The 18,016-nt window shown below is 64.1% G+C and carries 15 protein-coding genes; 5 read left to right on the top strand and 10 right to left on the bottom strand.

The genetic code is table 11. From position 1 onward, the window contains the following. Nucleotides 1-7: 7 nt before the first annotated feature. The 4 genes from glyQ to lnt form a co-directional block, all read right to left on the bottom strand. Nucleotides 8-916 (bottom strand): glycine--tRNA ligase subunit alpha, encoded by a 909-nt coding sequence (gene glyQ / locus N4T19_RS19475; RefSeq protein ID WP_116926715.1) that lies wholly within the window; start codon nt 914-916, stop codon nt 8-10. A gap of 339 nt (nt 917-1,255) precedes the next feature. Then, a complete protein-coding gene (gene fabB / locus N4T19_RS19470) occupies nt 1,256-2,476 on the bottom strand; it encodes a beta-ketoacyl-ACP synthase I (protein WP_116926624.1) in 1,221 nt (406 codons plus the stop codon). Continuing rightward, nucleotides 2,473-2,997, bottom strand: a complete 525-nt coding sequence (gene fabA, locus N4T19_RS19465; protein ID WP_116926625.1) for a bifunctional 3-hydroxydecanoyl-ACP dehydratase/trans-2-decenoyl-ACP isomerase — start codon at nt 2,995-2,997, stop codon at nt 2,473-2,475. The genes fabB and fabA overlap by 4 nt, the downstream gene beginning before the upstream one ends. Nucleotides 2,998-3,296: 299 nt before the next feature. Next, on the bottom strand, nt 3,297-4,889 hold the full coding sequence (gene lnt, locus N4T19_RS19460; RefSeq protein ID WP_409935129.1) for an apolipoprotein N-acyltransferase: 1,593 nt from the start codon (nt 4,887-4,889) through the stop codon (nt 3,297-3,299). Nucleotides 4,890-5,159: 270 nt separating this feature from the next. On the opposite strand from lnt, the gene N4T19_RS19455 reads away from it, so the two are divergent. Together N4T19_RS19455 and N4T19_RS19450 are read left to right on the top strand one after the other, a co-directional pair. Next, the gene (locus N4T19_RS19455) at nt 5,160-7,256 is read left to right on the top strand and encodes a TonB-dependent siderophore receptor (protein WP_260718802.1); all 2,097 of its coding nucleotides are present in this window, start codon (nt 5,160-5,162) and stop codon (nt 7,254-7,256) included. An 82-nt stretch (nt 7,257-7,338) separates the two neighbouring features. Then, complete coding sequence (locus N4T19_RS19450; protein ID WP_182344893.1) at nt 7,339-8,649, top strand: MFS transporter; 1,311 nt, start codon at nt 7,339-7,341, stop codon at nt 8,647-8,649. Here N4T19_RS19450 and N4T19_RS19445 read toward each other — a convergent pair. From N4T19_RS19445 to N4T19_RS19425, 5 genes are all read right to left on the bottom strand, one after another. Beyond that, a complete protein-coding gene (locus tag N4T19_RS19445) occupies nt 8,646-10,790 on the bottom strand; it encodes a prolyl oligopeptidase family serine peptidase (RefSeq protein WP_260718801.1) in 2,145 nt (714 codons plus the stop codon). The two genes, N4T19_RS19450 and N4T19_RS19445, sit on opposite strands and share 4 nt — an antisense overlap. A gap of 159 nt (nt 10,791-10,949) precedes the next feature. Continuing rightward, complete coding sequence (locus N4T19_RS19440; RefSeq protein ID WP_116926628.1) at nt 10,950-11,834, bottom strand: HlyC/CorC family transporter; 885 nt, start codon at nt 11,832-11,834, stop codon at nt 10,950-10,952. A gap of 240 nt (nt 11,835-12,074) precedes the next feature. Further along, a complete protein-coding gene (locus N4T19_RS19435) occupies nt 12,075-12,827 on the bottom strand; it encodes a GNAT family N-acetyltransferase (protein ID WP_182344891.1) in 753 nt (250 codons plus the stop codon). 215 nt (nt 12,828-13,042) lie between these two features. After that, entirely contained in the window at nt 13,043-13,540 is a 498-nt protein-coding gene (locus N4T19_RS19430; RefSeq protein ID WP_021028762.1) for an Lrp/AsnC family transcriptional regulator, read from the bottom strand. Between the two features lie 62 nt (nt 13,541-13,602). Beyond that, entirely contained in the window at nt 13,603-13,773 is a 171-nt protein-coding gene (locus N4T19_RS19425; RefSeq protein ID WP_182344890.1) for a hypothetical protein, read from the bottom strand. On the opposite strand from N4T19_RS19425, the gene hppD reads away from it, so the two are divergent. The 3 genes from hppD to phhA all read left to right on the top strand — a co-directional run bounded on the left by hppD (nt 13,760) and on the right by phhA (nt 16,954). Continuing rightward, the gene (gene hppD, locus N4T19_RS19420; RefSeq protein WP_230780746.1) at nt 13,760-14,884 is read left to right on the top strand and encodes a 4-hydroxyphenylpyruvate dioxygenase; all 1,125 of its coding nucleotides are present in this window, start codon (nt 13,760-13,762) and stop codon (nt 14,882-14,884) included. The genes N4T19_RS19425 and hppD overlap by 14 nt on opposite strands. Before the next feature lie 90 nt (nt 14,885-14,974). Next, nucleotides 14,975-15,940 (top strand): Bug family tripartite tricarboxylate transporter substrate binding protein, encoded by a 966-nt coding sequence (locus N4T19_RS19415; protein ID WP_313900072.1) that lies wholly within the window; start codon nt 14,975-14,977, stop codon nt 15,938-15,940. 186 nt (nt 15,941-16,126) lie between these two features. Continuing rightward, nucleotides 16,127-16,954, top strand: coding sequence for a phenylalanine 4-monooxygenase (gene phhA / locus N4T19_RS19410; RefSeq protein ID WP_116926632.1), 828 nt, complete (start codon nt 16,127-16,129; stop codon nt 16,952-16,954). Nucleotides 16,955-16,970: 16 nt separating this feature from the next. Here the strand turns inward: phhA and N4T19_RS19405 are convergent, their stop codons facing one another. Beyond that, nucleotides 16,971-18,002, bottom strand: a complete 1,032-nt coding sequence (locus N4T19_RS19405; RefSeq protein WP_260718800.1) for a helix-turn-helix domain-containing protein — start codon at nt 18,000-18,002, stop codon at nt 16,971-16,973. Between the last annotated feature and the right edge of the window lie 14 nt (nt 18,003-18,016).

Below are 18,016 nucleotides of genomic sequence, written 5' to 3'. Positions count from 1 at the left end.
GGGGTGTTTAGGCGGCAGCCTTCGGGGGGATCTGCGCGACCCACTCGCGCGGAGCCATCGGAAAGCCCAGGCGCTCGCGGCTGTCGTAGTAGCTCTGCGCCACGGCGCGCGCGAGGTTGCGGATGCGGCCGATGTAGGCCGCCCGCTCGGTCACGCTGATCGCGCCACGCGCATCGAGCAGGTTGAAGGTGTGGCCGGCCTTGAGCACTTGCTCATAGGCGGGCAAGGCCAGCTGCTGCTCCATCAGGAGCTTGGCCTGCTTTTCATGGGCGCCAAAGGCCTGGAACAGGAACTCCGCATCGGAATGCTCGAAGTTGTAGGTGGACTGCTCGACCTCGTTTTGGTGGTAGACATCGCCATAGGTCAGGCCATCGGTCCACTGCAGGTTGTAGACGTTGTCCACGCCTTGCAGGTACATCGCCAGGCGCTCCAGGCCGTAGGTGATCTCGCCGGTCGCGGGCTTGCAGTCGATGCCGCCCACTTGCTGGAAATAGGTGAACTGTGTCACTTCCATGCCGTTGAGCCAGACTTCCCAGCCCAGGCCCCAGGCGCCCAGGGTCGGGTTTTCCCAGTCGTCTTCGACAAAGCGGATGTCGTTTTTCTTCAGGTCAAAACCCAGCGCTTCGAGCGAGCCCAGGTACAGATCGAGAATGTTGGCAGGCGCGGGCTTGAGCACCACCTGGAACTGGTAGTAGTGCTGCAGGCGGTTGGGGTTCTCGCCATAGCGGCCATCCTTGGGGCGGCGGCTGGGCTGCACATAGGCCGCTTTCCAGGGCTCGGGGCCGATGGCGCGCAGGAAGGTGGCGGTGTGCGAGGTACCTGCACCCACCTCCATGTCATAAGGTTGCAATAGCGCGCAGCCCTGGTCGGCCCAGTACTGCTGCAGCTTCAAAATGATTTGTTGGAAATTCAACATGGAGAGTCTGGTGGTGGACGCAGCCTGCTGCTGGCGGCCCGCGAAGTGGGCGCGCAGCGACAAGATCGGACTGCATGCATGCCTTGCTGCCTGTCTGCACCAGCAAAGCGGTCAAAAACATTTGATTTTAGTGCTTTCAGCCGCCCCATGGGTGGCGATAGCCGAGCGCGCCAGCGGCAAGGGCAGGCACGCATGGCTGCCAGCCCGCAACAGCGCGCGTTGGCGCCGCGCCTGCACTGCAACAGCGGTCTCATTTTGATAGCACTCCTGCTGCGGTTACGAGAGCAAAAGAAAAGCGCCCGAAGGCGCTTTGTCAGTGGGAGTGGAGGGTGGTGGCGATCAAGCCGCTTCCCAGCGCTTGAGCACCAGGCAGGCATTGGTGCCGCCAAAGCCAAAGCTGTTGGACAGCACCTGCTTCAACTCCGCCACGCGCGCCTTGGTGACCAGCGGCATATCGCCCACCGCAGGATCGGGATGGTCCACATTGGCCGAGCCGGCGATGAAGCCCTTCATCAGCATGATGAGGCTGTAGATCGCTTCCTGCACGCCGGTCGCGCCTTGCGAGTGGCCGGTCAGCGACTTGGTCGACGAGAACGGCGGAATGCGGTCGCCAAACACCTTGCGGATCGCATGCAGCTCGGGCACATCGCCCACCGGGGTGGAGGTGCCATGGGTGTTGATGTAGTCGATCGGTGCGTCCAGGCCTTCGATAGCCTGGGACATCGCGGCCACCGCGCCTTCGCCCGAAGGCGCGACCATGTCTTCACCGTCCGACGAGATGCCAAAACCGACGATCTCGCCCAGGATGGTGGCGCCGCGCGCCTGGGCATGCTCCAGGCTCTCGAGCACCAGCGCGCCGCCGCCGCCGGCAATGACAAAACCATCGCGGTCCGTGTCATAGGGGCGCGAGGCCTTGGTCGGGTCGTCGTTGTATTTGCTGGACATCGCGCCCATGCCATCGAACAAGATGGCCAGACCCCAGGACAGTTCTTCGCCGCCGCCGGCAAACATCACATCCTGCATGCCCCAGGAGATCTGCTGGGCGGCCGCGCCCACGCAGTGCGCCGAGGTCGAGCAGGCCGAGGTGATCGAGTAGTTGATGCCCTTGATCTTGAAGTTGGTCGCCAGGTTGGCCGACACGGTCGAGCCCATGCAGCGCGTGACCTGGTAGGGTCCCACGCGGCGAATGCCTTTTTCACGCAGGGTGTCGGCCGCCTCGATCTGGTTGGCCGGCGAGCCGCCGCCCGAGCCCATGATCAATCCGGTACGCGGGTGGCTGATTTGTTCGGGTGACAGGCCTGCCTGGGCAATCGCTTGCTGCAGCGAGATCTGCGCGTAAGCGGCAGCATCTCCCATGAAGCGCAGTTGCTTGCGATCAATGAACTCTTCGACATTGATGCGCGGAATGCCAGCGACCTGGCTGCGCAGGCCCATTTCCTTGAACACCGGCATATGGGCGATGCCGGAGCGGCCTTCGCGCAGCGAAGTCTCCACGGCTTCCAGCCCCACACCGATACAGGAGACGATACCGGCCCCTGTAATAACCACCCGACGCTTCATGCTGCGTTTTCCTTGCCATCGCCCTCGCGCAGGAACAACCCCACACGCAGGTCATTGGCGACATAGATTTCCTTGCCGTCAGCGAGCAGTCGCGCATCGCCAATGGCCATGTTCAGTTTGCGCTTGATCACGCGCTTGATGTCGATTTCGTAGGTTACCAGCTTCACGTCGGGGCCGACTTCGCCGGTGAACTTGACCTCACCGGCACCCAGGGCGCGCCCGCGTCCTGGCAGGCGCAGCCAGGTCAGGTAAAAACCGATCAGTTGCCACATGGCGTCCAGCCCCAGGCAGCCGGGCATCACGGGATCACCCTGGAAGTGGCACTTGAAGAACCACAGATCGGGGTTGACATCGAGCTCAGCGACAATTTTTCCCAGCCCGTGCGAGCCGCCGTTTTCGTCGATTTCGGTGATGCGGTCAAACATCAGCATCGGCGGCAGTGGCAAACGGCCACTTTCAGGGGTAAACAACTTGCCCTCACCGGAGGCGATCAGTTGTTCATAGGAAAAAGATTCAGCCATTGTCAGTCCAACTTCTGGTGGCGGTCACTCCGCCGCATTTCTCTGATGGTGCCCAGGCACCATTACCTGCAGGTACACATTATCCCGCTTCTGGGCCCGAACGTGCGAGACAAAGCCGTGGAGTGCGCTGTGCTTTGTGCGCCGAACCCAGGCTATCTGCGTTTTTTAACAGCAGTTACATTTGCCGATGGTGGACGCTCGCCAAGCAGCCGCATGGGGTGAGCACGGTGCTGCGGCCGTCATCTGCCGGCAATTTGTCCGTTTAAGACGGCATCTGCACCGGCAGCTGCGCTGGGTGGTCAGCGCCGCCGGCCCAGCCAGGCCCCGACCAGTACCAGTGCTCCCAGGCCCCACAGCGGCCAAAGCCCCCAGCGACCAGCCCACTGGGCAAACCAGGTCGGGCCCGCATCCACGCCCTGCACCTGCGCCTGCAGCACCGCGCGGGCTTGGTGCGGCAGGATCTGCTGCACCACGCCGTCCCGGTCGATCACCGCGGTGGCGCCGGTATTGGTGGCGCGCAGCATGGGCCGCGCCAGCTCCAGGGTCCGCATGCGGCTGATCTGCAAATGCTGGTCGATCGCAATCGAATCGCCAAACCAGGCGATATTGCTGGCATTGACCATGATCGTCGGCGATTGCGCACTGTCCACAAAGCGGCTGGCCAGTTCTTCGCCAAACAGATCCTCGTAACAGATATTGGGCGCCCAGCGCTCCCCCGCCCAGGCCAGCGAGGGCTGGTTCATGCCGCCGCGGTTGAAATCGCCCAGCGGAATCTGCATCAAATCGGTGAACCAGCGGAACATTGGCGGGATGAACTCGCCAAAGGGCACGAGGTGGTGCTTGTCATAGCGGTAGGCCTCGGCACTGCCGGGCACCAGGCCCACCATCGAGTTGGTATAGCCCTGCTCAAAATCGCCCAGCGGCACGCCGACCAGCGCCGCCTGCTGGCCGCTGGCAAAGCGCTGCTGCAGCTCTTGCCAGTAGCCATGCGGGGTTTGCTGCAGCAGCACGGGGATGGCAGTCTCGGGCGCAATCACCATGTCCGCCTGGCTTTGCTGCAGCTGCTGGGCATACCAGGCCAGCGCCATCGGGATGCCCGAGCTGGCCTGGAACTTCTCGCCCTGCGAGATATTGCCTTGCAGCAAGGCGACGGATACCGGCTTGTTGGGCGCCGCGGCCACCGAGGCCTGGGGCAGGTGCTGGGCCAGCCAGAGCACGGCAGCCACCGCCAGCAGCGCGACATAGCCCGGCCAACGCGCCACATGCGCGCCGCGCAGCCCCGCCAGCCACATCGCAGCGGCCGATGCGACGGCGCCAATGCCGTAGACACCGATCCAGGGTGCCAGGCTTGCGAGCGGCCCATCGACATGGGCGTAGCCGCCTGCGCCCCAGGGGAAACCGGTCCACCACTGGCCACGCGCCAGCTCGGCGAGCAGCCACAGCGCGGCAAACAGCAGCACGGCGCCGCTCAGGCGCTCGCCTCGCCAGGCCACAAACAGGCCGCAGACGACGGCGTAGTACAGCCCCAGAAATGCCGCCAGCCCCAGCACCGCCAAAACCGCCAGCGGCGCGGGCAGTCCGCCATAGGTGTGCATGGAGATAAACAGCCACCAGAAGGTGGCGCAGAGCCAGGCGCAGGCAAAGGCCCAGCCGATCAGCACCCCGTGCCAGGGCCGCTGCACGCGCATGAGTGCCGCGGGCAGCACCGCCAGCGACAGCAGCTGCAGCCACCACAGCGGCTGGCCATAGCTGGCCGGAAAACCATCGCTATGCCAGGGCCAAGCCAGCGACCAGGCTTGCAGAACCCCGGCGACCAGTGCCAGGCAGGCCCACAGCCAGGGAAAGCGGCGGGGTGACTCAAACAGGGAATAAGAAGAATAGGACGCGGGCACAGGTCAATCAGGGTTTGGCAGGGGAAACCACCGCGCGCTCTTTGGGCACGGCCGCTGGGCGCACTATACGCGATCCCCCTCTGGGGCGCTGAGCGGCGCGGGCGGCCCAGCGCAACTGGCAGCTACGTCGGGCAATGGTCGATAGAAAATAACAAATGCAGCAAATTCGCTACAAAAGAGAATGCATTTGAGAACAATTATCGATTGCAATATAAAATTACAAACTAGTTATCCATTCCATTCGTCCCACTTCTCCCCCACCCTCACACCATGCAATACGCACGCTACACCCCGGTGGTCCAGGCCGTTGTGCTGGCCATCGGCGCGATCGGCTTTGCTGCCCCTGCGCTGGCACAAACCGCTGACACCAACGCGACCGCCAACGCCACTGACAAGACCGAAGCCGCCAGCACGACGCTGGAAACCGTGACGGTAATCGGCTCGGTCAACGATCTGCAGAGCCTGGACTTCTACGCGCCCAACTCCAGCGCCGTGCTGCAAAAGGACCAGATCGACGCGCTGGGCGCGCGCAAGCTGGACCAGGCCCTGCAGTACCAGGCCGGCGTAGTCAGCGAGCCCTTTGGCGCGGACAACAAGGTCGAGTGGTTCAAGATCCGCGGCTTTGATGCCTCCGTGTCGCTGGACGGCACCCCCACCTCGCCCAATGGTTACTTTGTCTGGAAGCCTGAAATCTTTGGCGTGGAAACGGTGGAAGTGGTCAAGGGCGCCAACTCGCTGATCTTTGGCGCCTCGGAATCCGGCGGCGTCGTCAACCTGGTCACCAAGCGCCCCAAGAAGGAGCACGCACTGCAGCTGAACACCGAGGTCGGCAACCAAAAGCGCCTGGGCGCTGGCATCGACTACAACGACATCGCCAATGCCGATGGCACCGTGTACTACCGCCTGGTGGCGCAGGCACGCCGCGAAGACGGCATGCAGCGCGAAACCAATATGAAGAGCTACTACCTGGCGCCCAGCGTCACGATGGAGTTCACGCCCCAAACCTCGCTGACCCTGCTGGGCAGCGTGCAGCGCGAAGATGGCCGCCCCACCAACGGCTTCCTGCCCGCCTACGGCACGATCACCGATACGCCTTATGGCCGCATCGACCGCCGCTTGAACGCGGGCGAGCCCGGTGTGGACCACCTCAAGCGCACCCAGTCCAGCCTGGGCTGGCTGCTGAGCCACCAGATCAACAGCGACTGGAAGTTCACGCAGAACTACAAGTACACCCACCTCGATCTGGACCAGGTCAACACCTTTGCCTATGGCTCGGACGGTGACCGGACGCTCTCGCGCGGCTACACCTACACCGATGGCACCTCCAAGAGCCATTACCTGGACAACCGCATCACCGGCAAGCTCAAGCTGTCCGACAGCATCCAGCTGCTGCCCACCTTCGGTATCGACTACCTCAAGTCCGACACCGATGGCCTGAACAACGGCTTCGGCTTTGTGCCGGGTCTGGACATGTTCAATCCCGTCTACGGCGCGCCTTTCGACATCACCGGCACGCCTTATGGCCTGCACTCCAAGCAGTGGGGCGCCTATGCCTCCACCCAGCTGCGCGTGGGCAGCCACTGGAACTTCAACGCCGGCATCCGCCATGACAGCGCCAAGAACACGGGCTCGGTCAGCGGCTCCGACGCTGCCTACGATGTGAGCAAGAACAGCGTCAACCTGAGCGCGATGTACATCACCGACTTCGGTGTCTCGCCCTACATCAGCTATTCGGAATCGTTCAAGCCCATCGCCGGCGTGGACAGCACAGGCATGGCCTACAAGCCCTACGAAGGCAAGCAAAGCGAAATCGGTCTGAAGATGGAGCCCACCTGGCTCAACGGCACGCTGACCCTCGCCTACTTTGACATCAAGGAAAAGAACGCGCTGATCTCGGACGCCTCCAACATCCAGACGCAATCGGGCAAGCGCACCAACAAGGGCATCGAGCTGCAGGGCGACTTCAAGCTGGGCGCGGCGACTGCCATCAAGGCAGCCTACACGCACAACAACTCCAAGCAGGACATCTCGACCACGCAGACCGTGCGCACGCCGCTGATCCCGGACAACCAGGTCAGCCTGTGGCTGAGCCACAGCCTGAGCCTGGCCAACAGCCAGAAGCTGACGGTGGCTGCCGGTGCCCGCTACAACGGCCAGACCGAAGACCAGCGCTACAGCCCCGGCAAGCGCATCTCCGGCTACACCTTGCTGGACCTGATGGTGCGCTACGACCTGAGCCGCGAATGGGCGCTGCAACTCAATGCCCGCAACCTGACCGACAAGACCTATGTCAGCGGCTGTGACTTCTACTGCTACTACGGCGGTGGCCGCACGGTGGATGTGCAGCTGCAGTACCAGTGGAAGTAAGCCACTAAGATCGAAAGCCTAGCGCCCATGCTGCGGCAGTGTCCGCAGCAGGGGATATGGCTTTTTCTCGGACTGCAATTCCATGACGACTTCTTCCGGCAGTGCCGCCCCCTCTGCCGCAGACACCGGACCGGCGCAGTGGTCCGTGCGCGCTTTGCTGACGGTTGTTTTTCTGGGTCTCACCGCCGGGGTGCAGATGAGCGACTACGGTCTGCAGGCCATCTCGCTGTCGGCCATCCAGAAAAGCTTTGCGATCAGCGATGCCGCCATTGGCGCCTTGCAGGGCCTGGCCGGCGTGCTGGTGGGCAGCGCGCTGGCCATTCCGCTGGCGCGGTTTGCCGATCGCTTCTCGCGTAAGCGCGTGCTGCTGTGCCTGATTGCGGCCTCCACCGCGATGATGGTGCTGAGCGCGCTGGCGCCCAACTTTCCCCTCTTCTTTCTGGGCCGCTCGGCCGCCGGCATCAGCGAGTTTGCAATGGTCCCGCTGGTGTATTCGATGATTCCCGACCTGGCTCCGCAGCGCCACCGCGTGCTGGCCAACCTGGGCTTTGCGGCCCTGGTCTCGAGCGGCGCCAGTGCTGGCTTTTATTTTGCAGGCGATATTCAGAGCACAGCCGTCGCACTGATCCCGGGCGACATGGATGCCTGGCGCAAGGCCTTCTTGCTGCTGTCGGTCGCCGGCCTGCCCTTGCTGCTGGCGGGCCTGTTCACCGCCGATCCACCGCGCTACATCGCCAGCAGCGATGGCGCGAGCGGCGCCTCGCTGCGCCAGTTTCTGCGCGCGCGCTGGCAGCCCATTGCGCTGTTTGTCGGCATCGCCGGCAGCCTGATGGTTGCCGTGCAAGGCTTGAACCAGCTGATCGCCTTGGCGCTGGAGCGCCGCTTTGAGGCCACGCCCGCCCATATTGGCGAGGTGATGGGCCCGATCCTGCTGGTCAGCACGCTGGGCTGCCTGCCGGTGGTGGCCTGGCTCGACCGCTGGCTCGCCCAGCGCCTGGGCCAGGCGGTGCGCCCGCTCATCATGGGCGTCTGCGCACTGCTGGCCATCCCTGCCATCCTGATGCTGTTCTCCACCGCATCGCTGCCGCAGGCCTTTGTCGTGGTGGGGCTCTTTCTCTTCATCACCTGCACCGCCAATGCGCTGGTGCCAACGATGCTGCAGGACCTCACCCCCGCCGCGTTGCGCGCCCGCATCTTTGCGCTGTGGAGCTTTGTCGTATCGGTGTTCAGCGCACTGGGCCCGCTGCTGGCGGGTTTTATCTCCACCTGGGTGGTGCAGGGCCATTTGCTCAGCGCCATCACCGTGACGGCGGTGCCAGCCCTGCTGGTGTCGGCCTGGTGCGCCTGGGGGCTGTTCCAGCGCAGCCGGCCCCAGGCAGCGCTGCCACGCTAAACCGCTGGCGGCTTGCCGGCCGTGGCGCAGTGCTGGGCAAAGGCCCACAGGCGCGCGGCCTGGCCCAAAACGCTCTCCTGCTGGTCACTTTCCTGGTGACCGCTGTCCGGGTTGAGCAGCAACAAGGCGGGCGCGGCACTGGTGGAGCGGCGGCGCACATTGGCCATCAGTTTGGCCGGCTCCCAGTACGGCACGCGGTCATCCTTCAAGCCGGCCGTGCACAGCAGCGGCGGGTAGGCCGCCTCACGCACATTCTCGTAGGGCGACAGCGCCGCGATGTAGTCATAGGCGACCGGGTCGGCCAGCGGATCGCCCCAGTCCGGGCGCAGCAGCGGCACCAGCGGGTGGTCGGCATCGCTCATGGTGTTGAGCATGTCGACAAAGGGCACCTGCGCGATCACCCCCGCCCAGTGCTGGGGCTGCATGTTCATCGCGCCGCAGACCAGCAGGCCGCCGGCCGATATGCCGTGGGCCACCGTCTGCTGCGGCGTGCTGTAGCCCAGCTGCTGCAGATGCTGGGCGCAGGCGATGAAGTCGGTCATCGAGTTGCGCTTGTGCTCGCGGCAGCCGCCCTGGTACCAGTCATGGCCCTTTTCCGAGCCCCCGCGCACATGGGCAATCGCATAGCGGTAGCCGGCATCGACCCAGGCGAGGGCCGGCAGCGAGAACGAGGCCTCGTGCGCAATGCCATAGGCGCCATAGCCGGTCAGCAGCAGCGGCTGGGGCTGGCTGCTATCGATGTCCTTGCGCGAGAGCACCGTCAGCGGCACCCACTGGCCATCATCGGCACGGGCCTGAAGGCGCTCGATGCGGTAGTTCGCCGGGTCCAACCCACTCCAGGTCTCGCGCCCCACCTCGGTCATCTGGCCGTCGGCCAGGCGGATGTCCAGCCAGCGCGGCGGCTGGGCGGGCGTCTGGTGCTTGATACGCACATGGCTGGCATCCCAGTGCTGGCCGGGCAGCAGGTCCAAGGTGTAGGCGGGCTCGTCAAAGCGGATGGTGGTTTGCGCCCCGTCGCGCTGCAGCAGCACCAGCTGGTGCAGGCCATCGGCGCGCTCGAGCCGCACCAGCGTGCTGGCAAAGGGCTGCATCTTGATGATGGGCACACCGTGGCGGTGGGCGGCCAGCGTTTGCTGGGGCTGCAGGTCGGGGCCCAGCCGCAGGATCTGGCGGTCGGTGGCGCCCCCGGCATTGGTCAGAGCCACCAGGCTGCCATTCCATTCGTTGACTTCGTAGCGGATGCCGCGCTCGCGCGGGCGCAGCAGCCGGGGCGCGGCATGCTCCTGGCCGGCGGCGATCAGGTGCAGCTCGCTGGTGTCGGGCCCGAACAGGCTCAGCACCACAAAGCCATTGGCCGCCGTGCGCGCCACGCGCATGAAGAGCGCCGGGTCGCTCTCCTCATGCACCAGCACCGGCTGCCCGCCCTGCAGCGCACTGCGGTACAGGCGCGAGGGCCGGCTGTGCGCATCGCGCCAGATCCAAAACAGATCCTGCGACGACGGCGAAAAGGTCAGCCCACCATAGCCAAAGGCGTCGCCCTCCACCAGCACTTGGGTCTGGCCGGTTTCGGTATCAAGCACGCAGATGCGGTGGCGGTCATTGCCGATCAGGTCTTCGGCCCAGGCATAGTAGCGGTCATCGGGGCTGGCCTGGTGGTCGGTGGCGCGGTAGTACCGATGGCCCTGCGATTGCACGGCCTCGTCGACCAGGGTCTGCACCCGGCCATCCGAATGGCTGCGCACAAACACCCGCTGGCCGCCCGCCCCTGGCTGGCTGCTGTAAGCCCAGCCTTGCAGTGCGGCAGGCGGTGCCAGCTCGGTGCTGCAGACATGGGCGGCCATCGCATCGTAGAAGCGCTGCGCCGATGCGGCCTGCGGCGCCAGCATCTGCTGCGCATAGTCGCGCTCAGCCTGCAGCAGGCTGCCCAGGGGCTCGGGCAGGTTGTCCATGCTGCGCGTGCCGGTCTCGGGGATGTATTTGAGCCAGGCAAAGTCATCATTGCGCCGGCGGCCCAGCTGCTCAATCCAGTGGTCCTGGGGGGCCGCATGCGGGGCGGTGATGGCCGGCCAGGCTGGCTGCTGAGCCGTGGTTGCGCTATCAGCGGCAGGTGCCGGGGTCGGGGCTTGTGGAATCGTGGGCATGGAGCAGCATTTTAGGGAGGCTGCGCTACCGCCCTGCCGACAAGGCCAAACGCCAGGCAGGCGCAGCGCGTGCCCATAAAAAAGGCAGCGAACCGCGTGATTCGCTGCCATGGCTTGCCGCTCAGAGGCAGGCGGTATGGGCGCCTATCGGGCGCTGCCTCAAGCGTCTGCTGCCGGGTCCGACACCGGCGCGGCCCGCTGCACGCGGAACCAGCGCACCGCGCCGCCCTTGGTCAGCAGCACCTCAAAGTGCAGGCCGCCCAGCATGATGTGGGCGCCGCGCTTGGGCACATGGCCCAGCTCATGGGCAATAAGGCCACCGATGGTTTCGAACGACTCATCGGGGTCACTGCTCTCGAGCACCACGTTGAACTCGTCGGCCACCCGCTCGACGGGCGTGTCGCCAGAGATGCGGAAGGTGTCATCGGCCAGCGCAAAGATATCGCCCTCGTCTTCGGGCAGATCGAACTCGTCCTCGATCTCGCCGACGATCTGTTCGAGCACATCCTCAATCGTGACCAGGCCCGCCACGCGGCCAAACTCATCGATGACGATGGCCAAGTGGTTGCGGTTGCCCCGGAACTCACGCAGCAGGTCGTTGAGGCCCTTGCTCTCGGGCACAAACACGGCCGGGCGCAGGAGGGCGCGCAGATTGAGTTGGGGGGAGCGTTGCAGCTTGAGCAGGTCCTTGGCCATCAAGATGCCAATGATGTTTTCCTGCTCACCCTGGAACACCGGGAATCGCGAATGGGCGGTGTTGATGACGGTGTGCAGCACCGACTCGTAGTCGGCTTCGATGTCCACCAGGTCCATGCGGGGCGCGGCGACCATCACATCGCCAGCGGTCATGTCTTCCATACGGATGACCCGCTCCAGCATCACGCGGGAGTCCGCGTTGATGACATCGTTGCTTTCGGCTTCCGCCAGGGTTTCGATCAACTCGTCCGCAGAGTCCGGGGCCGGGTGAATCAGTTCAGCGACCTTCTGGAAAAAGGTGCGTTTGTCTTCCTTGTCAGGGAAGCGCGAGGGATGGGGGTCTGACACTGTCTTGGAATGCAGGACGTGCGGTAGTGAAACAAGCGATCAGGATATCAAATTGCGGATTTCCTCCGAAATCGCTGCCCAATCCTTGAGCACTCCCCTGTGACAAACCCGGCTGTTTAGAGCCGATAACACGGCCCAGCAAACCGAAGGTTTGCGGTTGAGACTAGGCGTCCTGCCGCAGGCAGTACAGTAGTACGACAAGGCAGGGCAACGACGTATCAAGGGTTGTGTTAGCGGCTCCTACTGGCCCGACTTGTGCCGGCCTTCCTGCACATCACGCCGCACTTCCTGCACGGTGGACAGGAAATCCCAGAACTGGCGCGCCTGCTTCTTGAACTGGTAGTCCATCTCGCCCATCTGGTCCTCGACCAGGTCGGCCATGCGGGTGTCAAAACCTGCGGGCGGCAACTTCAGGTAGGCCTCGGATTCGGAGCCATCGCGCTCGACCGTGGCTCCCGCCTTGCGCGCGATCTTGAGCATCGCGGTGTTCTCGGACAGTGCATGGATGAACAGCATCTGCACGCCTTTGGTGCGCGCGTCCATCGCGGCGCGCTCGAACAGACGGCTGCCCAGGCCCTTGCCCCGGCCGGACTTGAGCACGGACACGCCAAACTCGGCGCAGCTGGCCATGTTCGACGACGGCGGCGCATAGGCCACATGGGCCATCGCAATCAGCTTGAGGCTGCGGTTATAGATACCAAAGATCTCGTCACGCTCGAAATTCAGGCCCTCGACATAGCGCGCGATCTGCGCGTCGCTCGCCTGGTAGCCAAAGCGCAAATAGCGGTCCTGCGCATCGAGCGCCAGCAGATGGGCGAGGATGCGCGGGCGGTGACGCTCACTGAGGGCGCGGATAGGAACCATAGAGGCGGAAGGTCGTGGCTTCTTGCCGTCGGGCTGCTGCGGGCTCTCGCCCAACCGGCCAAAGAAGGGGAAAAACGCCATCATGCCGTTGGCAACGGATGAAGGGAACCATTCTTTCGTCGTGATCATGGGGTAAATATACGGGTTAACCCGCGTATTATCAATCATGCTGCGATGCAGCATATTTCGTGCCTATGGCTTACCCCGCGCTTACAAAGGGTATTCAAAGCCCCCGGCCATGCGGCTTTGCGCCGCAAGTGGGCACTCGGGCATGCGGTTTGAAGGGCCTGTGAGCGGCCCAGCAATCGCAGCGCCGTTTGCGCTGGCGCAACATCGGCTGTGGTTCAGACCCCGGGCAATACCGGCAGCGCTGTGGTGAGCTTGACACGGTCCAGCACAAAGCTGGTCTTGCAGTCCTGCACCGCAGGGTGGCGCAGCAAGGTATCCATCACAAAGCGGCTGTAGTGGGCCATGTCGGCGACGACGACGCGCAGCAGATAATCCATGTCCCCGGTCAGCGCCACGCATTCGACCACCTCGGGCCAGCTTTGCACGCTGGCGCGGAAGAGATCGAGCGGGTTGCGCTTGCTCGCCTCGGTGAACTTCTCCAGCCGCACATTGAGGTAGGCCGTCATCGACAGGCCCACGGCCTCGGGCTTGACCAGGGCCACATAGCGCTCGATCACGCCCACCTCTTCGAGACGCTTGACCCGGCGCAGCACCGCACTGGACGACAGGCCGACCTGCTCGCCCACGACGTCATAGGTTTCGCGGCCGTTGTGCTGCAGGCGCTGCAAGATGGCACGGTCGAGCTTGTCCAGGGGGTAGGCAGAGGTGGTCATGGCAGAGGTCCAGAATGTTTTTGCTGCACCGCAGCAGCGCGACACAACAGGATCACGCAATTTTAATGCTTGATTTTTAGCAAGAACACATGAATCAGGCTTTGCCAGCGATTGGACTGGGATAAATCGCCAAAATGCTGCGCGCCAAGATCGGTACAGTGGAGGCACAGCAGCCAGCCGACGCTGGCGCCACCCGAGACGATCCACAGGAGACCTGCGATGACAGCCGCCATTCCCCACCAGACCACCGAATTCACGACCTGGGACAACCCCATGGGCACCGACGGCTTCGAGTTCATCGAATATGCCGCGCCCGATCCGGTCGCCATGGGCAAGGTCTTCACGTCCATGGGCTTCAAGCCCGTCGCGCGCCACCGCCACAAGAACGTCACCCTGTACCGCCAGGGCGAGATCAACTTCATCATCAATGCCGAGCCCGACAGCTTTGCCCAGCGTTTTGCCCGCCTGCACGGCCCCAGCGTCTGCGCCATCGCCTTCCGCGTGCAGGACGCCAAGGCCGCCTATGAGCGCGCCCTGGGCCTGGGCGCCTGGGGCTATGCCGGCCAGGCCGGCCCAGGCGAGTTGAATATCCCCGCGATCAAGGGCATTGGCGACAGCCTGATCTACCTGGTGGACCGCTGGCGCGGCAAGAACGGTGCCCAAGCTGGCGACATCGGCAACATCGGCTTCTTCGATGTGGACTTCGAGCCGCTGCCCGGCGTCAGTGCCGAAGAGGCGCTGAACCCGCACGGCCACGGCCTGACCTATATCGACCACCTGACCCACAACGTGCACCGGGGCCGCATGGACGAATGGGCGGGCTTCTACGAGCGCCTGTTCAACTTCCGCGAGATCAAGTACTTCGACATCGAAGGCCAGGTCACCGGCGTCAAGAGCAAGGCCATGACCAGCCCCTGCGGCAAGATCCGCATCCCCATCAATGAAGAGGGCAAGGAAAAGGCCGGCCAGATCCAGGAGTACCTGGACATGTACAACGGCGAAGGCATCCAGCACATCGCGATGGGCTCGGACAACCTCTACGAAACAGTGGACCAGTTGCGCGCCGGCGGCGTCAAGCTGCTCGACACCATCGACACCTACTACGAGCTGGTGGACAAGCGCCTGCCCGACCATGGCGAGGATGTGGCCGAGCTGAAAAAGCGCAAGATCCTGATCGATGGCACCGGCCAGAAACTGCTGCTGCAGATCTTCAGCGAGAACCAGCTGGGCCCCATCTTCTTCGAGTTCATCCAGCGCAAGGGCGATGATGGTTTTGGCAATGGCAACTTCAAGGCGCTGTTCGAGAGCATTGAACTCGATCAGATGCGCCGTGGGGTGCTATAGGAAAAATTGAACGGCTGCGGCTTTGATATTCCTCAATTTGCCATGCGGCCTCTCTATACTGCGGAGCGATTTATCAATCTGGAAACAATTGTGAAACGCTCCGTCACCCTCGCCGCCGTTCTGTCTGGTTTCATGTTGGCTGCCAGCGCGCAGAACGCCAGCCAACCGCTGACCTTTGTGGTCCCCTACCCCGCCGGTGGCCCGCTGGACACCTCGGCCCACCTGCTGGCCCAGGGCGCCGAAAAGCAACTGGGCACCATCACGGTGGCCAACAAGCCGGGGGCCGGCGGTGCCACAGGCGCGACCTTGGTGGCCCAGGCCAAGCCCCAGGAGAACATGGTGCTGATGGGCGCGGTGGCCACACACGCGGTGCTGCCCTACCTGGGCACACCACCGCAGTACGATGCACAAAAGGACTTCAAGCCCTTGATCCTGGTGGCGCGCGTGCCCAACGTGCTGGTGATGAAAAAGAGCCGCGCGGACCAATTGGGTATCAAGTCCACCTCGGAGATGGTCAGCTATATCAAGGGCCACCCCGGCAGCTTGAAGATGGGCTCGGGCGGCAACGGCAGTATCGGCCATATCTCGGGCGAGATGCTCAAGTCGCTGGCCAATCTGCAGATGCCCAGCGTGCCCTACGCCGGTGCGGCCCCGGCCCAGAAGGCGCTGCTGAGCGGCGATATCGATGTGGTGTTCGACAACCTGGCCTCGGCCCTGCCGCTGATCAAGTCCGGCGAGCTGCTGGCGCTGGCCGTGACCACATCGGACCGCAATGTGGCCCTGCCACAGGTGCCGCCGGTGAACGAGTCCGTGCCCGGTTTTGATGTCTCTACCTGGTTTGGCGTGTTTGCGCCCGCCAGCCTGCCCGACCAGGAAGCGCAGAAGTACGCCTACGCCTTCCAGGGCGCGCTGACCGACCCGCGCTTCAAGGCCGAGTACCTGAAGATGGGCATCGCCCCCGAAGACATGCGCCTCAAGGAGCTGTCGCACTTTGTATCGCAGGAAGCACGCAAGTTTCAGTTTCTGATCAACACGATCAAGATCAAGACCAACTGAGCGCCTGCAGCCTAACAACTGCGGGTGCCCGGCTGGTCTTTATAAGAGCCGGTAACACGACCCAGCAAACCGAAGGTTTGCGGTTGAGACTAGGCGTCAAGCCGCAGGCAGTACAGACGTACGACCAGGCTTGGCAACGACGTATCAAGGGTTGTGTTGGCGGCTCCACAATGTAAGGAGCACAGCATGGGACAAGCACCCGTGGTTTATGGACAATCGGACCGGCCGCCCCGCGGCGACTACAGCCGCGCGCAGGACGACTACACCTGCGCGCAGGACTACGCCGCCTACACCGAGGCCGACCACGACACCTACCGGCGCCTGTATGCGCGCCAAAAGGCCTTGCTGCCGGGGCTGGCGAGCCAGGCCTTCATCGATGCGCTGCCATCGCTGGGCGTCGAAGACCGCATCCCCCGCTTTGAAGACATCAACCAGCGCCTGCGCCAGGCCACCGGCTGGGAGATCGTCGCGGTGCCGGGCCTGATCCCGGAGGTGCCTTTTTTCAGCCTGCTGGCCAACCGAAAATTCCCGGTCACCGACTGGATCCGCAAGCCCGAGGAGTTCGACTATGTGGTCGAGCCCGATATCTTCCACGACCTGTTCGGCCATGTGCCGCTGCTGTTCAACCCGGTGATTGCCGACTATGTGCAGCGCTATGGCCAGGGCGGCCTCAAGGCCGAGCGCCTGGGCGCCTGCGAAATGCTCAGCCGCCTGTACTGGTACACGATCGAGTTCGGCCTCATCCGCGAGAAAGGTGAAATCCGTGCCTATGGCGCCGGCATCCTGAGCTCATCGGGCGAGCTGCAGCACGCCGTCACCAGCCCGCTGCCCCAGCGCCTGCCGCTGTCCCTGGAGCGCACGATGCGCACCCGCTACAAGATCGACAGCTACCAGCAGACCTATTTCGTCATCGACGATTTCCAGCAGCTGTTTGACATGACCGAGGGCGACTTCACCCCCGTGTATGCCGCATTGCGCGGCCTGCCGGAGCTGGCGGCAGACGCCCAGGATTAAAAGTTGCGCGCGCCGCTCAGCGGTAGCGCTTGCAGGTATGGGAGGGCAGCTCGGCAAACAGCGCCTTGTACTCCTGCGCAAAGCGGCCAAAGTGCCAAAAGCCCCAGGCCAGCGCGGCGTCCGAGACGCTGCTGCCCTGCTTGATCGCGCGGCGTGCACCATTGAGGCGCACGGCGCGCAGATAGCTTTGCGGCAAGATGCCCAGCACTTCCTGGAACGAGTACTGCAAGGCGCGGCGGCTCACCGCCAGCGCCTGGCACAGGTCTTCGACCGTCAATGAGCCATCGGCGCCCGTCGCTACCACCCGCTCCCGCGCCATGCTGACGATATGCGCGCGCCGCTGGTAGGACAGCTGCTCATCGGCCTCGCTCCCCACGCCATCGCGCAGCACCGCAGCAATGGCGGCAAGCACATCGCCGGCCATCTCGTCGAGCTGCTGGGGCGGCAGGGCGTCTGGCGTGGTATCGGCCAGGCACTGCTGCATGTCGGACAGCAGAATCGGCAGGCGCCAGCGCTCATGGGCCGAGACCGGCCGCAGATGCGGCTGCGCCAGCTGGGCCTGCAGCTGCTCGCGTTCGCTGGCCGTCAGATAGGGGTCCAGGCTGCCCCGGTCCACGACAAAATCGATGATCTCCAGGCCGCCGGGCGAGACAAACTCGAACGGGCCATCGCCCGAGAACACAATCGCATGCCCCTCGCTGCAGGAGCGGTTGCAGAACATGGTGTTGCCCGGAATGCTGCTGGGCAGGCCGATGGCCAATTGCCCGGCGCGCAAGGCACCGGTCTGGTGCAGCGCCTGGCTGGAGAACTCGCGCCAGGCCTGGATGGGCCCCAGGTGCAGGCTGGTCACCCGGCCCTCAAAGCTGCCGGCCGACAGCTGCTCATAGCGCTGGTTCCAGCCCTGCAGCAAGGCCGCCTGCTCATCGACATCACAGGTCTGCGCCACCTGCGCAGCCGGGCCGCGCACCGCTGGGCCGCGCGCCGCTGCGCCGCGCTCAGCACGGGAGCTGCTCAGCGCGGGCGATGGACAAGGGGCGCTCAGGGACATGGCGGCGCAATGGC

Origin of the sequence: Comamonas squillarum, from assembly GCF_025309455.1 — a bacterium.
Lineage (GTDB): Bacteria > Pseudomonadota > Gammaproteobacteria > Burkholderiales > Burkholderiaceae_C > Comamonas > Comamonas squillarum.
The sequence above is the reverse complement of the archived record's forward strand: the minus strand, read 5'-3'. Positions and strand labels throughout refer to the sequence as shown.

Coding starts and splice junctions, on each gene's coding strand:
- glyQ (WP_116926715.1), bottom strand. CDS start 916: ATGTTGAATTTCCAACAAATCATTTTGAAGCTGCAGCAGTACTGGGCC.
- fabB (WP_116926624.1), bottom strand. CDS start 2,476: ATGAAGCGTCGGGTGGTTATTACAGGGGCCGGTATCGTCTCCTGTATC.
- fabA (WP_116926625.1), bottom strand. CDS start 2,997: ATGGCTGAATCTTTTTCCTATGAACAACTGATCGCCTCCGGTGAGGGC.
- N4T19_RS19455 (WP_260718802.1), top strand. CDS start 5,160: ATGCAATACGCACGCTACACCCCGGTGGTCCAGGCCGTTGTGCTGGCC.
- N4T19_RS19450 (WP_182344893.1), top strand. CDS start 7,339: ATGACGACTTCTTCCGGCAGTGCCGCCCCCTCTGCCGCAGACACCGGA.
- N4T19_RS19445 (WP_260718801.1), bottom strand. CDS start 10,790: ATGCCCACGATTCCACAAGCCCCGACCCCGGCACCTGCCGCTGATAGC.
- N4T19_RS19435 (WP_182344891.1), bottom strand. CDS start 12,827: ATGATCACGACGAAAGAATGGTTCCCTTCATCCGTTGCCAACGGCATG.
- N4T19_RS19430 (WP_021028762.1), bottom strand. CDS start 13,540: ATGACCACCTCTGCCTACCCCCTGGACAAGCTCGACCGTGCCATCTTG.
- hppD (WP_230780746.1), top strand. CDS start 13,760: ATGACAGCCGCCATTCCCCACCAGACCACCGAATTCACGACCTGGGAC.
- N4T19_RS19425 (WP_182344890.1), bottom strand. CDS start 13,773: ATGGCGGCTGTCATCGCAGGTCTCCTGTGGATCGTCTCGGGTGGCGCC.
- phhA (WP_116926632.1), top strand. CDS start 16,127: ATGGGACAAGCACCCGTGGTTTATGGACAATCGGACCGGCCGCCCCGC.
- N4T19_RS19405 (WP_260718800.1), bottom strand. CDS start 18,002: ATGTCCCTGAGCGCCCCTTGTCCATCGCCCGCGCTGAGCAGCTCCCGT.